This window comes from Cellulomonas sp. Marseille-Q8402 (assembly GCF_965119525.1).
Genome location: NZ_CBCPLX010000002.1, coordinates 302762 through 320210 on the forward strand (window position 1 = coordinate 302762; position 17449 = coordinate 320210).

The 17449-nt window shown below is 74.9% G+C and carries 15 protein-coding genes and 1 tRNA gene; 4 read left to right on the forward strand and 12 right to left on the reverse strand.

The features are described from left to right. Positions 1-41: 41 nt before the first annotated feature. The 3 genes from ACWPWW_RS12405 to ACWPWW_RS12415 all read right to left on the reverse strand — a co-directional run bounded on the left by ACWPWW_RS12405 (position 42) and on the right by ACWPWW_RS12415 (position 2906). On the reverse strand, positions 42-1373 hold the full coding sequence (locus ACWPWW_RS12405) for a diguanylate cyclase domain-containing protein (protein ID WP_454050680.1): 1332 nt from the start codon (positions 1371-1373) through the stop codon (positions 42-44). 99 nt (positions 1374-1472) lie between these two features. Further along, the gene (locus ACWPWW_RS12410) at positions 1473-2126 is read right to left on the reverse strand and encodes a TetR/AcrR family transcriptional regulator (RefSeq protein WP_454050681.1); all 654 of its coding nucleotides are present in this window, start codon (positions 2124-2126) and stop codon (positions 1473-1475) included. Positions 2127-2207: 81 nt separating this feature from the next. Next, positions 2208-2906: a biliverdin-producing heme oxygenase gene (locus ACWPWW_RS12415; RefSeq protein WP_454050682.1), complete on the reverse strand. Its 699-nt coding sequence runs from the start codon at positions 2904-2906 to the stop codon at positions 2208-2210. A gap of 132 nt (positions 2907-3038) precedes the next feature. Between ACWPWW_RS12415 and ACWPWW_RS12420 the strand changes: the two genes are divergently transcribed. Beyond that, positions 3039-3596, forward strand: a complete 558-nt coding sequence (locus tag ACWPWW_RS12420) for a DinB family protein (RefSeq protein ID WP_454050683.1) — start codon at positions 3039-3041, stop codon at positions 3594-3596. Between the two features lie 829 nt (positions 3597-4425). On the opposite strand, the gene ACWPWW_RS12425 is transcribed toward ACWPWW_RS12420, so the two are convergent. The 7 genes from ACWPWW_RS12425 to ACWPWW_RS12455 form a co-directional block, all read right to left on the reverse strand. Then, positions 4426-5334 (reverse strand): transglutaminase family protein, encoded by a 909-nt coding sequence (locus tag ACWPWW_RS12425; RefSeq protein WP_454050684.1) that lies wholly within the window; start codon positions 5332-5334, stop codon positions 4426-4428. Continuing rightward, positions 5331-7793, reverse strand: a complete 2463-nt coding sequence (locus ACWPWW_RS12430) for a circularly permuted type 2 ATP-grasp protein (RefSeq protein ID WP_454050685.1) — start codon at positions 7791-7793, stop codon at positions 5331-5333. Before ACWPWW_RS12430 ends, ACWPWW_RS12425 begins: the two co-directional genes overlap by 4 nt. A 98-nt stretch (positions 7794-7891) precedes the next feature. Beyond that, the gene (locus ACWPWW_RS12435) at positions 7892-8530 is read right to left on the reverse strand and encodes a hypothetical protein (RefSeq protein ID WP_454050686.1); all 639 of its coding nucleotides are present in this window, start codon (positions 8528-8530) and stop codon (positions 7892-7894) included. 231 nt (positions 8531-8761) lie between these two features. Continuing rightward, positions 8762-8832 (reverse strand) — tRNA-Gly (locus ACWPWW_RS12440). Positions 8833-8979: 147 nt separating this feature from the next. Continuing rightward, complete coding sequence (locus tag ACWPWW_RS12445; RefSeq protein ID WP_454050687.1) at positions 8980-11472, reverse strand: GH36-type glycosyl hydrolase domain-containing protein; 2493 nt, start codon at positions 11470-11472, stop codon at positions 8980-8982. 136 nt (positions 11473-11608) lie between these two features. Continuing rightward, positions 11609-12586 (reverse strand): metallophosphoesterase, encoded by a 978-nt coding sequence (locus tag ACWPWW_RS12450; protein WP_454050688.1) that lies wholly within the window; start codon positions 12584-12586, stop codon positions 11609-11611. After that, the gene (locus ACWPWW_RS12455) at positions 12586-15003 is read right to left on the reverse strand and encodes a penicillin-binding protein (RefSeq protein ID WP_454050689.1); all 2418 of its coding nucleotides are present in this window, start codon (positions 15001-15003) and stop codon (positions 12586-12588) included. Before ACWPWW_RS12455 ends, ACWPWW_RS12450 begins: the two co-directional genes overlap by 1 nt. A gap of 241 nt (positions 15004-15244) precedes the next feature. Here ACWPWW_RS12455 and ACWPWW_RS12460 point away from each other — a divergent pair, with 241 nt between their 5' ends. The 3 genes from ACWPWW_RS12460 to ACWPWW_RS12470 are packed head-to-tail and all read left to right on the forward strand — an operon-like array spanning position 15245 to position 16208. After that, positions 15245-15544, forward strand: coding sequence for a WhiB family transcriptional regulator (locus tag ACWPWW_RS12460; RefSeq protein ID WP_454050690.1), 300 nt, complete (start codon positions 15245-15247; stop codon positions 15542-15544). 23 nt (positions 15545-15567) lie between these two features. Next, positions 15568-15729, forward strand: coding sequence for a DUF4177 domain-containing protein (locus ACWPWW_RS12465; RefSeq protein ID WP_203669286.1), 162 nt, complete (start codon positions 15568-15570; stop codon positions 15727-15729). Further along, complete coding sequence (locus ACWPWW_RS12470) at positions 15726-16208, forward strand: RidA family protein (protein WP_454050691.1); 483 nt, start codon at positions 15726-15728, stop codon at positions 16206-16208. The genes ACWPWW_RS12465 and ACWPWW_RS12470 overlap by 4 nt, the downstream gene beginning before the upstream one ends. An 80-nt stretch (positions 16209-16288) precedes the next feature. On the opposite strand, the gene ACWPWW_RS12475 is transcribed toward ACWPWW_RS12470, so the two are convergent. Then, positions 16289-16966: a Crp/Fnr family transcriptional regulator gene (locus tag ACWPWW_RS12475; protein WP_454050692.1), complete on the reverse strand. Its 678-nt coding sequence runs from the start codon at positions 16964-16966 to the stop codon at positions 16289-16291. 50 nt (positions 16967-17016) lie between these two features. Next, the gene (locus ACWPWW_RS12480) at positions 17017-17439 is read right to left on the reverse strand and encodes a hypothetical protein (protein ID WP_454050693.1); all 423 of its coding nucleotides are present in this window, start codon (positions 17437-17439) and stop codon (positions 17017-17019) included. Positions 17440-17449: the final 10 nt, after the last annotated feature.

The following is a 17449-nucleotide window of genomic DNA, read 5'->3' on the forward strand; positions in this document are numbered from 1 at the left end:
CGCGCGGTCGGTGCGCGGTCGGACCGCCGGGGGTGCGCCGGTCAGGCCGCGCCGACCACCGCCAGCGACACCAGCGTGTCCAGGGTGGTGCTGGTCGTCGGGTCGTCGGCGGGCAGCGTGGACTCGAGCGTCACGGTCCACGGCGACCGCCGCAGCGTCAGCTGCCGCATCCCGCTCACGTGCAGCGAGGAGGTGCCGCCGCGGGCGACCACCACCGAGCCGTCGTCGCCGTCGTCGTGCGCGACCGACCAGCCCGAGCCGCCCATCGCCTCGGTGGCGGCCGCCGCGAGCGCGCACAGGCGGGACAGAGCGGTCGGCCCGGTCCCGGCCAGGGCGGTGACCGCGGCGGCGACGGTGCGGCCGAGCACGGCCCCGGGGTCGTCGGCGCGGTACTGCCGGGCGCGGGCCGCGGCGTGGCTGCGCTTCGCGTGGTACTGCGCGGCGTCCGCCCGGCGGAACAGCGAACGCGGCGTCGGGGCGGCGCCCAGCGACCCGCGCGCCGACGACGCGATGCCGTAGGACAGCGAGGCGCCGTGCGGCAGCGTGCTGTCGCCGACGATCGCGTCCACCACCTGCACCACGGTGGTGCGCGGGATCCCGCACGTGACGATGCAGAACTCGTCGCCGCCGATCCGCGCCGCCGTGGACCCGGGCAGCCCGCCGCTGGCCCGGCGCAGCACGCCGGCCACGCTGCGCAGGAGCTCGTCGCCGGCGTCGTGCCCGAGCTCGTCGTTGACGCGCTTGAGGCCGTCGACGTCGCACATGACGATGCAGGTCTCGTCGCCGGAGTCGATGGCGGCCTGCGCGGCCTCGTCGGCGACCCGGCGCGTGCTGAGGCCCGTGAGGGCGTCGTCGGACACCAGGTGCCGCACCTGCTCGGCGAGGTCGAGGCGGGCGACGTGGGCGCCGACCAGGGCGCCGAGCACCTCCCCGCGCGCCGCGTCGTCCGGCCCGAACGGGGTGGCGCGCTCGTCGCGCACCGCGCAGAGCACCCCCCACAGGTCGCCGTTCACGACGACGGGCGCCACGAGCGCGGGCCGGGGCCGCACGGGGTCGTCGCCCGGCGCCGAGAGCCAGGTCTCGCGCCGGCGGACGAGGGCGCGGACGGCCTCGCCGTCCTTCAGCGCGTCCTCGGCGGCGGGCAGCTCGTCCGCCGGGTCGGCGGCCAGCACGTGCCAGTCGTCCTGCTCCAGGCGCGCGACGGCGGCCACGCCCACGTCGAGCAGGTCGCGGGCGGCGACGACGCCGGCCTCGTGCACCTCGGACAGGGTGGAGCAGCCGCTCAGGCGGTGCGCGAGCAGGGCGAAGTGCCGGGCGTCGTCCCCGTCATCGCGGGGCGCGCTCGTCCGGGCCGGCGGCGGTGCGTCGGTCACGGGCTCATCATCGCGTGTCACGGCCCGGCCCACACCCGGGAGACCCGCGTGGGTTCGCCCGGGCGGGTGAATCCCCGCTCGGGGTGCGGGCTCCCCGGCTCAGACGGGCACGGCCTCACGCGCACGACCGTCCGTCCCGGTACCGGCGACCTCCTCCGCGCGGTCGCCCGCGCCCACCGCGCGCAGCACGAACAGCACGGTGGACTCGATCGCGCGGTCGCGCTCCGGCCCGTCCTCCGGCAGCGCCCGGCTGCTCAGGCACGCGTTGACCAGGGACACGGTCGTCCCGAGGTCCTGGGCGGGGAACGCGCCGGCGTCGATCCCGGCGGCGAGGATCCGGCGCAGCATCGCCTCGACGACGACCACGTGCTCGCGGACCCGCTGCTGCGTCCCGCGGGACAGCACCGAGCGCAGGTCCGGTCCGGGGGCGAGGTGGTAGTCGCGCTTGAGCACGCACTGCGCGCGGACGTACGCGCGCAGCTGCTCGGTCGGGTCGTCGACGCCGGAGATCTCGGCCTCGAGCGCGGCCATGTACTGCTCGGTCTCGTGCATGATGAAGCCGACGAGCATCGACTCCTTGTCGGCGAAGTGGTTGTACACCGCGGTGCGGCCCACACCGGCCGCCTGCGCGATGTCGGCGAGCGTGATCGCGTCGAACCCGCGCTCGGCCATCAGGCGCGACATCGCACCGAACAGCCGCAGCCGGGTCTGCTCGCGGTGCTCGTGCAGCGAGCCGCCGATGATCTTGGGCATGCTGACATCCTGGCACGAACCGTCAGCACGTGGGGTGCCACGGGGTGCCGGAGTTGTGGAGGGTCGGCGCGGACCGTCCCGTCAGGCGACCCGGTGCACCTCGCCCAGCGCGGCGAACAGCGCGCGGTTGTGCCGGAACGCGGCCCGGGCCTCGTCGACGACGGCCTCGCGACCGGCCGCCGACAGGGGCAGCGCGTCGATCCGCGCGCGGTACAGGTCCTTGAACGGCTTGGGCTTGGGGACGTCCGGGAAGGCGTAGAAGCCGACGCCCGCGTCCGCCACGCCGTAGTGCCGCTGCACCATGCGGCCGATGACCTGGCCGCCCGACAGGTCGCCGAGGTAGCGGGTGTAGGAGTGGGCCACGTAGCGGCCGACGTCGGCGCCGCCGGAGCGGATGCGGTCGGCGTACGCGGCCGTCGCCGGCAGCGGGGTCGCCCGCAGGCGCCAGCCCGGCCCGGCCAGGTGCACCAGGTCGGCCTCGATCGCGGGTACGCGCCGCAGCTCGTCGAACACCACGCCGTCGCCGTCGGGCGCGCGGCGCACCAGCTCGGCGGTCTCCTCGAGCGCGACGTAGACGGCGTGCAGCTGGAGCGCGAGGTCGACGTACGCCTCGAGCGTGAGCCGGCCGCCGAGCAGGTCCTCGACGAAGCTCGAGCCCTCCGCGGCCTCGTGCTCGGGACGCGTGCCCTCGCGGAGCAGCAGCGACAGCGGCGCGGGGCCGGCCGGGTCGGCGCCGGGCACGGCAGGTGCGGCTGCGGGCAGGTCGTGCGTGGTGGTCATCGAGGCTCCCGGGAGGACCGACGGATCGACGACGATATGACGTCGTGTCAGAACGTACCGGACGAAGTAAGGCTTGCCTACCCTTCTGTCGGATCGTACGCCTCCCCGGGCCCGACACGTTAGCGTGCGCACGTGACCGCGACGCCGCCCGACAGCCCCGACGACGACTACACCCCGGCCGAGCCGGACGCGAAGGACTGGACCTGGGTCCTGACCGAGCGCTGCCCGGAGTGCGGCTTCGCCGGCACGGACGCCACCGGCCCCGGCATCGCGGGGACGGTGCACGACCTCGTGCCGCGGTGGCGCGCCGCCCTGAACCGGCTGGACGTGCGGGAGCGCCCCCGCCCGGGGGTGTGGTCGGTGCTGGAGTACGGCGCGCACGTCCGGGACGTGCACCGGGTGTTCGGTGAGCGGCTGCGCCTGATGCTCGAGCAGGACGACCCGCAGTTCCCCAACTGGGACCAGGACGCGACCGCCCTCGCCGAGCGGTACGACCTGCAGGACCCGGGGCGCGTCGCGGACGAGCTGGCGGACGCCGCCGCCGCGCTCGCGGACGCCTTCGCCGCCGTGCGGCCCGACGAGTGGGAGCGCACCGGCCGCCGGTCCAACGGGTCGGCGTTCACGGTGGAGACGCTGGGCCAGTACTTCCTGCACGACGTGGTCCACCACCTGCACGACGTCCGCGCCTGACGTGCGCGCCTGACCTCGGCCGGCCGACGACGAGGCCCCTCGGACGCTTACTCCGAGGGGCCTCAGCCGTGCCCGAGGCTAGGACGACGCGCGCCTGTGTCCCGCGAGGCGCGCCGCGTCCCGTCGTCCACAGATGTTGTGCACAGCCCTGTGAGTTCCGCGCGATCACACAGGACGGCCTGTGGACAACGTGTGCATTCTCCGGTGGACACGAAATGGTGACGGCCGAGGCCTTGCGGCCGCCGCGCGGGCAGGACTAGAACGTCTCCAACGACCACGGCGGACCCACCGTCCACCGCAGGAGGACCCGCTCGACGGGGGTCCTGCGGTGCGGAGCCGGCGGGGTCGGGCCCGAGGGAGAACGACGGACCACCTCGGCGGGGAGACCCGCCGGGCTGCGGATGACGACGCAGTCGCACGGGCGGCCCGTAGGACCCCGACGGCCGGATCGTCGCCGTCCTGCCCGCGGCGGACGCCCCTCGGGGCGACCACCGGGTGCCGGGGCGGAGCCGCACCGTCAGAGCGGTGGCCGGTCCCCGACCCGTCGGGGACGGCGGGACGACGATCAGGGGAAGGCCCCTCGGACGCTTACTCCGAGGGGCCTTCTTCGTGCCCGGACGTCGTTGCCCACAGGCTTGCCCACATGTCCACAGCCTCCGGTCGCCCGAACGGGTGCCCGCGCCACTCGGCCGGGTGATATGTCCGGTCTCATCCACAGGAGTTGTCCCCACCTTGTGCACGGCGACGCGATCCCCGCAGGGCACGTCCCGCGGGCCTGTGGATGCCGTGTGCACGCGCGGTGGACGACGGGGACGACCCCGGGGCGCCGTCAGGCCGGGTCGACGGGGTGCAGGTCGACCGAGACCTCCGGCCGCGCGCCCGACCCCTCCGTGAAGATGACCCCGCGCAACGGGGGCACGTCGCCGTAGTCCCGGCCCCAGCCGAGCACGACGTACCGGTCGCCGACGAACTGGTCGTTGGTCGGGTCCACCTCCACCCAGCCGGCCCCGGGCAGCCACGCCGACGCCCACGCGTGGGACGCGTCCGCCCCCCGGATCTTGGGCCGCCCGGGCGGCGGGAGCGTCTCGACGTAGCCGCTCGTGTAGCGGGCGGGCAGCCCGTGCGCGCGCAGGGCGGCGATCATCAGGTGCGCGAAGTCCTGGCAGACCCCCGCGCCGGACTCGAGCAGCTCGACCTGCGTCGTCGCGATCGTGGTGGAGCCGCTCCGGTAGGTCAGCTCCGTGCGGATCCGGTGCGCGAGGTCGGCGAGCACCCGCGCGTAGGGCCGCCCCGGCGGCAGCGACGGCGCGGCCCATGCCCGCACCGCGTCCGACGGGAGCACGTGCCGGGACGCCAGGACGGCCTCGCGCAGCCCGACGAGGTCGCGGCCACCCGTCTCGGGGTCGCCCTCGCGCACGCGCCGCGCCACCTCCTCCCACGGCAGGTCGGGCAGCGTCGCGACGTCCGCCCGGCGCCGGCTCACGGTCAGCGTCGCCGCGGCGGTCACGGTGAGCTCGGTGTGCGGGGTGGTCACCGCGAAGTACGTCGACGTGTTGCCGAACCAGTCGGTGTGCCGGTCCGCGTCGGCGGACGCGGGCTCGACGGTCACCTCGGCCGCGTGCCGCCGCTGGTCGGGCAGGTCCCGGGGGAGGAGGACGGCGCGCCCGTAGGACGTGGTGACGGGCTGGGGGTACCGGTAGGTCGTCCGGTGCACGAGCTCGTAGCGGCGGCCGGTCACGCGGCGCCCTCGGGGTCGGCGTCCCGGGGCGAGCGGCCGACGCCCCACTCCTCGGCCACGGCGTGCGCGGGAGCCGGGTGGACGAAGTGCACCCGGGCCACCTCGTCGGCCACCGCGCGCAGCCGCCAGCCCAGGGACTCCAGCACCTCGGCGAGCCGTGCGCGCCCGGCGCCGGGCCCGGTCCCGTCCGGGTCGCCCACGGTGGGCGGGTGCAGCTCCGCCAGCAGGTCCTCCACGTCGGCGAGCAGCCGGTCCTGCTGCTCCGTGGCGCCGGGCGGTGCCGGCACGCGCGCGAGGTCGGCCCGCAGCCGGGCCACCTGGTAGGCGAGCGACCGGGGGTTGTCCCCGTCGAGCAGCAGCAGGTCGAGCACGCCGGGCACGGCCGGGCGGGCGGTGTACCGGCGGCGGTAGGTGATCGCCGACTCGTGCGCCAGCAGCACGGACTCCAGGACGAGCGACTCCACGTCCGCGGGAGCCGGGGTGGTGACGGTCGCGGCCAGGGTCGCGACCACCGACTGCGCCCGCTCCACGCGGCGGCCCGCGTCGAGCAGGTGCCAGCCGACGTCGCGCACCAGCCCCTCGCCCTCGATGCCGGCGACCGCCAGCAGCGCCTCGAGCATCCGGTCCAGCCCGGCGCGCAGGTCGGTGCGGCGCGGGGGACCGCCCGCGGCGGCCGCGGCCCGGCGCTGCGCCGCGAGCGTCCGGGCCATGCTCGCGAGCGGGAGCCACAGGTCGGCGGACATCTGGTCCCGGACGACCGCCTGCGCCTCGGCGACCCGCCGGACCGCCCACGCGACCGTCCCCGGCCGGGTGCGGTCGACGAGGAGGTCGTGCAGGTCGGGCAGGTCGCGCGCACCGGCCGCGTCCAGCAGCAGGGCCAGTGCGCGACCTCCGGCGCTCGCGGGGGCGCGGTGGTAGTCGTCCCACCGGTCGACGACGGCCCGCAGCAGGCGGACGGTGCCGTCGGCCCGCTCGGTGTAGCGGCCCAGCCAGAACAGGCTCTCGGCCGACCGCGGGGACAACCCGGTGCCGGGCGGGCGCCCGGGGTGGGGCGGGGCATCGTCCGGTTCCGCCGAGGCCGTGCCGGCCGGCGCGACGTCGCCCGCCAGCACCCAGACGTCCCGGGCGACGGCGCCCCGGGCGTGCGACACCACCGGGTCGTCCACGTCGGGGGCGAGCCGGGCCAGCCCGCCCGCCATCACGCGGTACCCGTCGGGCGCGGCGACGGCGAAGGTCCGCAGCACCCCGGCGCGCGAGCCGGCGGCGGTGCCGACGACGGGCTCCTGGCCGACCCACCCGGCCGGGTCCGCCGCGACCCGGGCGCGGAGCCGCTCCCGCCCGGCGGCGTCCAGCGTCCAGCCGTGCACCACCTCGGCACCGCCGGCGCGGTCGACGGGCTTCAGCACCAGCCGGTCGAGGTGGTCGAGGACGTGCGCGAGCCCCTGCGGCCGGCCGCACCAGGTCGTCGCCGCCTGGGGGAGCAGCAGGTCGGCGCCGAGCACGGTCCGGGCCAGGACCGGCAGGTGGGCGAGCAGGCCGGCGTTCTCGAGCACCGAGGACCCGAGCGGGTTCACGACGCTCACGGTGCCCGCCTGCACCGCGCGCACCAGCCCGGGCACGCCCAGGCGGCTGCCCGACCGCAGGTCCAGGGGGTCGCACCAGTCGGCGTCGACGCGGCGCAGCACGACGTCGACCGGCTCCGGCCCGCCGAGCCCCCGCAGCCAGAGCCGCCCCTCGCGCACCACCAGGTCGCTGCCCTCGACCAGCGGCAGCCCCAGCATCGACGCCAGGTAGGCCTGGTCGAACGCCGTCTCCGACGCCGGGCCGGCGCTGAGCAGGACCGCGCGGGGCTCGGCCGACGCGGCCGGGGCGGCGTTCCCGAGCGCGTGGCGCAGCGCGTGGAAGAACGGGCCGATCCGCTGGATCGGGGTCTGCCGGTAGACGTCGGCGAGCACCTGGGCCACCACGCGGCGGTCCTCCATGGCGTACCCCGCACCCGACGGCGCCTGCGTCCGGTCGGACACCGCCACCCACGACCCGTCCGGCGTGCGGCACAGGTCCGTCGCGGTCAGCACCAGGTCGTGGCCGCCGGGCAGGTGCAGGCCGTCGACGGCGCGCAGGAACCCCGGGTGCGCCAGCACCAGCTCCGGGGGCAGCACGTCGTCCCGCAGCAGCAGCCGCGGGCCGTACAGGTCGGCCAGCACCGCGTCGAGCAGCTCCGCGCGCTGGGTCAGCGCCGCGTCGAGGGGGGTCCAGTCCGCCTCGTCCAGGACGACCGGCACGGGGTCGAGGCGCCACGGGCCGGCGGCGTCGGCGTCGCTGCCGTCGCCACCCTGGGCCGGCGCGCCGTAGGTGACCCCGTGGTCGGCGAGCAGCCGGTCCGCCGCCTCCCGCACCGCCGTCAGGTCGTCCGCCGTGGTGCCGAGGCCGGTGCCGTCGGTGGACAGCACGTCCGTCATCCGCCCGCCTCCGTGCTCCGCCCGGCCACCCGGCGCCGCCGGAGGTGCGCCGCCGCCGACGCGGGACCAGTGTCGCAGCCGGGCGGCCCGTGCGGCGGTCAGCCCCGCGCGGCGGACGCGCTGGTCGGCGCGCCGCCCCGCGGGGTGACCACCGAGGGCCGTGGACGGGCGACCGTGATCTGCAGCGCCGTCGCGATGGTCTCCGCGTGCGCGATGAGGTCCTGGTACCGCTCCCGGTCCCGGGTGTCGAACCGCAGCTCCACCGCCTCGGCGGCATCCGGGGCGAACACCGTCCAGATCACCTCGTGCCGCGTGACGCCGTGGCTGCGCAGCGTCACGACGGCCTCGCCGGCGGGCACCTCCCGCAGCGTGGAGGCGTGGAACGTCGTGCGCGTCGGGACGCGTGCGGACCGGTAGATCTTGCGCTTGACCCGCAGCAGGTAGCTGTTCGCGGCACCGTCACCCGTCGGCGCCTCGGCGAGCAGCTCGCACGCCAGGCCGCCGACCACGTCGCCCGACGGCTCCGGCACCCACGCGGCGGCGCGCACGTGCCGCGCGTTCAGCTCGACGACCGCGCGGTCGACGGCGGTCAGCGCCGCGCGGAGCCGTGCGGCGGCGACCGGACCGGTGGTGAGGCCGGCCGCCAGCCGCTGCGCGACCCGGGGCGCGTCACCCGGCCGCCACGCGCACCACCGGTCCGGCAACCGGAGGTCGACCCGGGAGATCTGCTGGCTCATGTGGTCCTTCCGTCTGCGCTGGCGTCGGAACGCTAGGCAGGGTCGGACCGGCTCCCCGGCCCTGAGTGGTCCGGAAGGCGGGTGCGGAGGTGGCGACGGCGGGTCGAGTAGGTGCTCGGCGCGCCCGTGCTGAGTGCTGCGGGACGGCGCTCCCCGGCACCGGGTAGGTGGTGCGCGACCCGGGGACGACGAAGGGCCAGGCGCGGACGTACCGGCCTGGCCCTGCGGGAGAGCGGGTGACGGGAATCGAACCCGCGCTATCAGCTTGGGAAGCTGAAGTTCTACCATTGAACTACACCCGCGCGACCGTCGGCAGGCCTGGACCCCCGACGGTCGTGACGCCCCCGTCACCGGGAACGCGCGTCCAGCATAGCGGGTCCTCCGGCCTCGTCCGTCGCACCGTCGGCACCGGGGGCGTGGCCGCGAGCCACGACCCCGGTACCGCGGCGTCAGACGGTGACCTCGACCCGCACGGTCGTCCCCGCCGGCGCGTAGGGGACCGTCGTGCCCTCGACCGGTGCGCCGTCCACCACGAGCCGGCCGCGTGCCCCCGGGGTGCCCGAGTTCGTCACCGTGATGCGGTAGGTCGCGCCGCGCGCCACCCGCGTCACGTCGAACGACGGCACGTCCGGGCCGATCTGCGGGTCGACGACCAGGCCGTCGTGCTCCGGCCGCACGCCCAGCAGGTACTGCGAGACCGCGACGAAGTTCCAGGCGGCGGTGCCGGTCAGCCAGGAGTTCTTGGCCTCGCCGTGCCGCACCGCCTCCTTGCCGGCGATCATCTGGGCGTACACGTACGGCTCGAGCCGGTGCACGTCGGAGATGTCCTCGCGGTAGGCGGGCGTGATGCGCTTGTAGTAGTCGAACGCCTTGGCGCCGCGGCCGACCACGGTCTCCCCGATGATCACCCAGGGGTTGTTGTGGCAGAAGATGCCGCCGTTCTCCTTGTACCCCGGCGGGTACGTGGAGACCTCGCCCAGCTCGATCTGGTAGCTCGTGTAGGCCGGCCACTGCAGGACCATCCCGTGCGGCGTCGCCAGGTGCTCCTCGACCGAGTCGAGCGCGCGCACCGCGGGGGACGCCGGGTCGGCCGGGTCCTCGGCGTCCACGCCGATGCCGGCCATGACGGCGAACCCCTGCGGCTCGATCCAGATCTTGCCCTCGGGCTTCGCGTCCGTGCCGACCGGGTTGCCGGAGAAGTCGTAGGCCCGCAGGAACCACTCGCCGTCCCAGCCGTGCTCCAGGACGGCCGTGCGCATCGCCTCGATCTCGCTCCGCGCCCGCGCGGCGACGTCGGTCAGGCCCCGGCGCTCCGCCAGCTCGGCGTACTCCGGGCCGATGTGCGCGAACATCGCGGCGATGAACACCGACTCGGCCACGCCGCCGGACCGGTTCTCCGTCGTCTGGAAGGACTCGCCGGGCTCGGTGGAGAAGCAGTTGAGGTTGAGGCAGTCGTTCCAGTCGGCGCGCCCGATGAGCGGCAGGCCGTGCGGGCCGCGGTGCGCGACGGTGAACTCGAACGACCGGGTGAGGTGCTCGAACAGCGGCACCTCCGAGCCGGGCTCGTTGTCGAAGGGCACGGGCTCGTCCAGGACCGCCCAGTCCCCGGTCTCCTTGATGTACGCCGCCACGCCGAGGATCAGCCACAGCGGGTCGTCGTTGAAGCCCGAGCCGATGTCGTCGTTCCCGCGCTTCGTCAGGGGCTGGTACTGGTGGTACGCCGAGCCGTCGGGGAGCTGGGTCGACGCGATGTCGATGATCCGCTGGCGTGCGCGCTCCGGGACCAGGTGCACGAACCCGAGCAGGTCCTGGTTGGAGTCGCGGAACCCCATGCCGCGGCCGATGCCGGTCTCGAAGTACGACGCCGACCGCGACATGTTGAACGTGACCATGCACTGGTACTGGTTCCAGATGTTGACCATCCGGTCCAGCCGCTCGTCGGTCGACGTCACGGAGTAGGTCGAGAGCAGGTCGGTCCAGGACGCGCGCAGCGCCTCGAACGCGGCCAGCGTCTGCTCGGTCGTGGCGAACCGGGACAGCAGCGCGTGCGCGCGCTCCTTGTTCACCACCTGGAGGGCCCGGACGCCGGCGGCCTCGTCGGCGGGCGCCCACTTCTCCTCGTGCGGGTTCTCGACGTAGCCGAGCACGTACGTCAGCGACCGGCTCTCGCCCGGCGCGAGGGTGACGTCCACCTGGTGCGAGCCGATCGGGTACCAGCCGGACGCCACCGAGCCGGTCGCGCGGCCTGCCCGGGGGACGGCCGCCTCGCCGAGCCCGTTCCACGGTCCGACGAAGGTGTCCCGGTCGGTGTCGAACCCGTCGGCCCGCGTGTTCACGCCGTAGACGGCGTAGTGGTCGCGGCGCTCCCGGTACTCGGTCCTGTGGTAGATCGCCGAGCCGCTCGGCCCGTCCAGCTCGACCTCGACCTCCGCGAGCGACAGGTTGCGCTGGTAGTTGGTCTGGTCGTCCTGCGCGTTCCACAGGCAGAACTCGAGGTACGAGAACAGGCTGACCGTCTTCTCGGCGTCCGAGGTGTTGGTCAGGGTCACGTGCTGCACCTCGGCGGTCTCGCCGAGCGGCACGAAGAACAGCGTCTCGACGCGCAGGCCGCCGCGCTCGCCGGTGATGCGCGAGTAGCCCAGGCCGTGCCGCGCCTCGAAGTGGTCGAGCTCCGCCTTGACCGGCAGCCACCCGGGGGTCCAGACGTCGCCGCCGTCGTTGACGTAGAAGTACCGGCCGCCCTCGTCGGTGGGGATGTTGTTGTACCGGTACCGCGTGAGGCGGCGCATCTTCGCGTCGCGGTAGAACGAGTACCCGCCCGCCGTGTGCGAGATCAGCGAGAAGAACTCCTCGGAGCCGAGGTAGTTGATCCACGGGTAGGGCGTGTGCGGCGTCGTGATGACGTACTCGCGTGCCTCGTCGTCGAAGTGGCCGTACCGCATCGTTGCGCCTCTCGCTCTGGTGAAACCGCTGCGGGAGCGCTCCCACGCGGCTGGCGACGGTCAGCATAGCGGCACCCGGGTGCGGTCCGAGGACGGGTGTCCGGTGCCGGACCCGGGCCGGCGGCGCGGCCTCGGGTCAGGCCGCGACGAGCGTCAGCAGCGTCGCCTCGGGCCGGCAGGCGAACCGCACGGGGGCGTACGGGGACGTGCCCAGGCCGCCGCTGACGTGCAGCCAGGTGGAGTCGGCGCCGCCGCGGGCGTCCGGCCGCGCGCCGGGCCAGCCGTGCAGCCCCTTCGCCCGGCCGCGGTCCAGGTCGCAGTTGGTGACGAGCGCGCCGTGGCCCGGGACGGCGAGCTGCCCGCCGTGCGTGTGCCCGGCCAGCACCAGGTCGACCGCGTCGGCGTGCATCGCGTCCAGCACCCGCAGGTAGGGCGCGTGCGTGACGCCCAGGTGCAGGTCGACGTCGCCCTGCGCCGCGCGCGCGACCCCGGCGTCGTCGACCACCGCGGCCGGGCGGACGTCCTCCGGACCACCCGCGGCGGGGAACCGGTCCCGGTCCAGGTGCGCGTCGTCCGTGCCGACGAGCGAGATCCGCCGGCCGCCCGCCTCGACCTCGCCGCGCCGGTTGGTCAGGTCGACCCAGCCGGCGGAGGCGAACCGCCGGCCCAGCTCGCGCCACGGCAGCTCCACCGGCGGCGCGGCGGGCGACGTGCGGGCGTCGGGCAGCAGGTACCGCGCGGGGTTCTTGGGCGACGGCGCGAAGAAGTCGTTCGACCCCCACACGAACGCGCCGGGGGTCGCCAGGTGCGGCTCGAGGGCGTGCAGCAGCGCCGGCATCGCGTCGAGGTGCGCCCAGTTGTCCCCGGTGTCCACGACCAGGTCGGGGTTCAGGGACGCGAGGTCGCGGACCCAGTCGACCTTCCGGTGCTGACCGGGCGTCAGGTGCAGGTCGGACAGGTGCAGCACGCGCAGCGGCGCCTGGCCGTGCGGGAGCACCGGCACGGTGACCTCACGCAGCGTGTACCAGCGGACCTCGACCAGCGAGCCCCAGGCCACGGCGGCCGCCCCGGCGAGGGCGGCGCCCCCGAGGGCCCGCGCGACGGGGTGCGGCACTAGGGGCTGCCCTGTCCGGGGTTGCCCTGACCGCCACCGCCGCCGTTCCCGCCGCCGTTGCCCCCGCCGGCGTCGGCCGGCGCACCGCCCGGTCCGCTGGACAGCGTCAGGGTCACGGTGGTCCCGGCGGGTGCGCTGCCCGCGGGGCTCTGGCTCGCCACCGAGCCCGCGGTGACGTCGGACGGGGTGGACCCGCCGACGGTCACGCCGAACCCGGCGCCCTCCAGCGTCGCGGTCGCCGTCGCCTGGTCCTGACCCACCACGGACGGGACCGGGATCGCCCGGCCGTAGACCGCCTCGTTGTTCGGTGCGGTGAAGCCGGGGTTCGGCTGGCCGTCGTTCAGCGCCTGGTCCATGAAGTTCTTCCAGGTCACGCCGGCGTAGGTGGCACCGTACGCGTACCGCGCGTACTTCCCGTTGATGGTGATGCCCTGCATCGGCCGCATCGCGTCCGGGTAGCCGACCCACACGGCGGACACGAGGCGCGGGGTGTACCCGACGAACCAGGTGTGCTCGTTGCGGGTCGTGGTGCCGGTCTTGCCGGACGCCGTGTAGAACGACGGCGCACCGATCGTGCGGCCGGTGCCCTTCCAGACGTTGCTCATCGCCAGGTTCATGGCGTTGGCGATGTTCGGGTCGATCGCCTGGGCGCAGCCCGCGTCCGGGATCGCCAGGTCGTTGCCGTCGGCGTCCTTGATGTTGGTGATCGCCGTGGGCTTGCAGTAGATGCCGCCCGAGGCGAACGTCGCGTAGGCGCCGGCGAGCATCAGCGGCGTGGTCGAGTCCGAGCCGAGGACGTTCGACGGGTTGGCGCCGAAGGTCTCGCCCTCCGCGCCGTTGTTCGACCGCACGACGCCGAGCTGTGCGGCGCCGTCCATGATGTTGCAGAGGTCGAGCTGCATGGCCATCGACAGGAACGCGAGGTTGACCGAGCCCTGGGTCGCCGCCAGGACGGTCATCTGGCCGGAGCCGCCCTCGGCGTTGCCGACCTTCCACGTCTCGTTGCTGTACTTCGAGCCGCACGACGTGAACTGGCTCAGGTTCAGCGTGCGCTCGGTGCCGTTGACCCGCTCGTTGAGGTTGTGGCCCTGCTTGAGCCACTCGAGCAGCGTGAACGGCTTGAAGGTGGACCCGGGGGCGAACCCGCTGGAGCCGCCGTACGAGAACGACGTGTTGTAGTTCACCGAGGAGTCCCGGCCGGTCGCCTCCGCGGAGTTGTTGTAGTTCCGGTTCTCCGCCATCGCCTTGATGAGGCCGGTGCCGGGCTCGACCACGGAGATCGCGGAGCCCACGCCGGTCGGGTCGTCCACGGGCACGGTGTTCTTGACCTCGGTGTCGGCCTGCGTCTGCAGCCGCGGGTCCAGCGTGGTGGTGATCGTGAGACCGCCGCGGTAGAGCGTGTCCTCGCGCTCCTCGGGCGTCGCGCCGAACGCGGGGTCGTTCCGGATGACCTGGGTGACGTAGTCGCAGAAGAAGCCGGAGCCCTGGACGACGTTCCCGGCCGCCATGCACCCGCTCTGCGCCTCGCTCACGTGCAGCGTGTCCGGCAGCGGCGTGGCGATGCCGACGTCGTACTCCTCCTGCGTGATGAAGGCCTCGCGGAGCATCAGGCTGAGCACGACGTCGCGCCGCTCCTGCGAGTCCTCGGGGTTCTTCACCGGGTCGAACGCGGTCGGGCTCTGCGTGATGCCGGCGATCGTCGCGGCCTCGAGGTACGTGAGGTCGACCGCGCCCTTGCCGAAGTAGCGCCGGGCGGCGGACTCGACCCCGTAGGTCGCCACGCCGAACTGCGCGATGTTCAGGTAGTTCTCGAGGATCTGGTCCTTCGTGAGCTCCTTCTCGAGCGCGATGGCCAGCTTCGCCTCGCGGAGCTTGCGGGCGTAGCCCTCGGCGCCGTCGGCCTCGCGCGCCGCCTCCGCCGCGGCGAGGTCGCCGTCCCGCACGGCGGTCTCGATCAGCACGTTCTTCACGTACTGCTGCGTCAGCGTCGAGGCGCCCTGGGTGGAGTCGCTGAACTGGTTCTTCACCAGCGCCCGGACCATGCCCGCCGGGTCGATGCCGCCGTGCGCGTAGAACCGGCGGTCCTCCGTCGCGATCACCGCGTTCTGCATCTGGACGGACACCTGCTCCAGGGAGACCACGACACGGTTCTCGGAGAAGAACTCGGCGAGCACGGTCCCGTCGGCGGCGAGCATGACCGACTTCTCGGCGAGCGGCTTGCGCTCCAGCTGCGACGGGAGGTCCTCGAACGCCTCCGCGCTCAGGTCGGTCGCGGTGTTCGCGACGGCGACCGTGGGCAGCACGAGGCCGGCGGTCAGGAGACCGCCGACGCCGGCGGTCAGCACGAAGGCGAGCAGCAGCGCGAGCGCCTGCGCGACGGTGACCTGCCGCCCGCGGGGCGAGGGGGAGGGAGCCATGCCCGAAAGGGTACGGGAGGGCCCTGGGCGCGCGCGGGGGACTCCGTGGTGCCCGCGGGGACCTGCACGGTACCTGCACACCCTCGCCGCCGCGCCCTGACCGGCAGGAACAACCCGAACGGAGGATGCCCGGGCCCCGGCGGACCGGATACGGTCGCCGGGCAGGGGGACTGCCGAACCGTCCGCCGGTGCTCGCGCCGGCTCGGGACGGCCCGTCCCGTACCTAGGGGACGAGGGACGTATGACGATCGCAGGGCCTGACGGCCACTGGACGGCGGCCGCGGCGTGCGGCGCGGGCAAGGTCGCACCGGACGAGCTCTTCGTCGAGGGGGCCGCCCAGCGGGACGCCCGCTCGGTGTGCTCGGGGTGCGTGGTGCGGCTGCAGTGCCTGGCCGACGCGCTCGACTCGCGCGCGGACTTCGGCGTGTGGGGCGGGATGACGGAGCGGGAGCGCCGGGCCCTGCGCCGGCGGCGGCCCGAGGTGGAGTCGTGGCACGACGAGCTGGTCGGCGCGGCCGGCGTCGAGGCGATCGCCAACTGAGCGGGCGCCGCTAGGGTGGCGCCATGGCCACCACCACGTGGGAGTACGCGACCGTCCCCCTCATCGTCCACGCCACCAAGGCGATCCTCGACCAGTGGGGGCAGGACGGCTGGGAGCTCGTCCAGGTGCTCCAGTCCGAGACCGGTCTCGTCGCCTACCTCAAGCGCCCCACGGGCGAGCGGTGAGCGGGGTCGTCCTCGCGCGCCTCGCGGAGCTCGGCATCGAGCTGCCCCAGGTCGCCGCGCCCGTCGCCGCCTACGTCCCCGCCGTCCGGACCGGCAGCCACGTCTACACGTCCGGCCAGCTGCCGTTCGTCGCCGGTGAGCTGCCGGCGACCGGCAAGGTCGGCACCGGCGGCGGCCAGGTCTCCCCGGAGACCGCGACGGAGCTGGCCCGCACCGCCGCGCTGAACGCGGTCGCCGCGGTCGCCTCGCTGGTCGGGGACCTGGACCGGGTCGCGCGGGTGGTGAAGGTCGTCGGGTTCGTGTCGAGCGACCCGTCGTTCACCGGCCAGCCCGGCGTGATCAACGGCGCCAGCACGCTGCTGCACGAGGTGTTCGGCGAGGCCGGCGTACACGCCCGGTCCGCGGTCGGCGTCGCGGTGCTGCCGCTGGACTCGCCGGTCGAGGTCGAGATCGTCGTGGAGCTGACCCCCGAGGGCTGAGCGCCCTCCCGACGCGGCGACGGCCCGTCCGCACCCCCTCGGGGAGCGGGCGGGCCGTCGGCGTCCGTGCGGGCGGCGGCTCAGCGCGCGCGGCGCTCCAGGCGCTCCAGGTCGAGCAGCACGATCGCGCGGCCCTCCCGGCGCACCCAGCCGCGCGCGGCGAAGTCGGCCAGGGCCTTGTTGACCGTCTCCCGGCTGGCGCCGACGAGCTGCGCGAGCTCCTCCTGCGTGAGGTCGTGCGCGACGCGGACGCCCTCGTCGGTCTGCTGGCCGAACCGGTGCGACAGGTCGAGCAGCGCCTTGGCGACGCGGCCCGGCACGTCGGAGAACACGAGGTCGGCGAGCGCGTCGTTGGTGCGGCGCAGCCGGCGGCCGAGCGCGCCCAGCAGGTGCTTGGCGACGGTCGGGTTCTGCTCGAGCCACGGGATGAGGTCGTGGTGGCCGAGCTCCAGCACGACCGCGTCGGCGAGGCCGGTGGCGGTGGCGGTGCGCGGGCCGGGGTCGAACAGCGACAGCTCGCCGAACATCTCGCCCGGGCCGAGCACGGCGAGCAGGTTCTCGCGCCCGTCGGTCGACCGGCGGCCGAGCTTGATCTTGCCGGAGCGGATCACGTACAGGCGGTCGCCCGGCTCCCCCTCGTGGAACAGGACCTCGCCCCGGCCCACGTGCAGCGGCGCCATCGAGGCGAGCAGGGTCCGGGACGCCTCGGGGTCCATGTTCGCGAACAGGGGCGCCGTGAGCACGACGTCGTCCTCCACTGGGAGAACCTCACCTTCTGACCGGGATGTGACGTCCTCAGTCTGCCTCATCACGCGCGGGCAGGACCGCGGAGCGCGTCGACCCCTCCCTCGGTGACGTCCCGGGCGAGCTGGTCGATGTACCGGTCGGTGAGGCCGCGCAGGGCGTCCTCGAGGCGCAGCTCGTACCGCGCGAGCCGCATGTCGAGGTCCCGCAGGCGCGGCAGCTCGTGCACCTCGGCGATCGGCAGCGCCCCGCGGACGGCCGCGGCCAGCTCCGCGGCGGGCGGCACGTCGGCGGCGGCCGGGCCCATGACGGCGCGGACGTCGGGGCAGGCCCCGGGTGCCTCGGGGGGCGCGGCGGCGGCCACGGCCAGCTCCAGGCGGTCCCGGACCAGACGGCGCCACCGGACGACGTGCTGGTGCTCCAGGCGCAGAGCACCGCGCTGGCGTCGCAGCTCGACGAGCTGGTCGGCCGGGCTGGCCAGGGTCATGCGGTCCGCC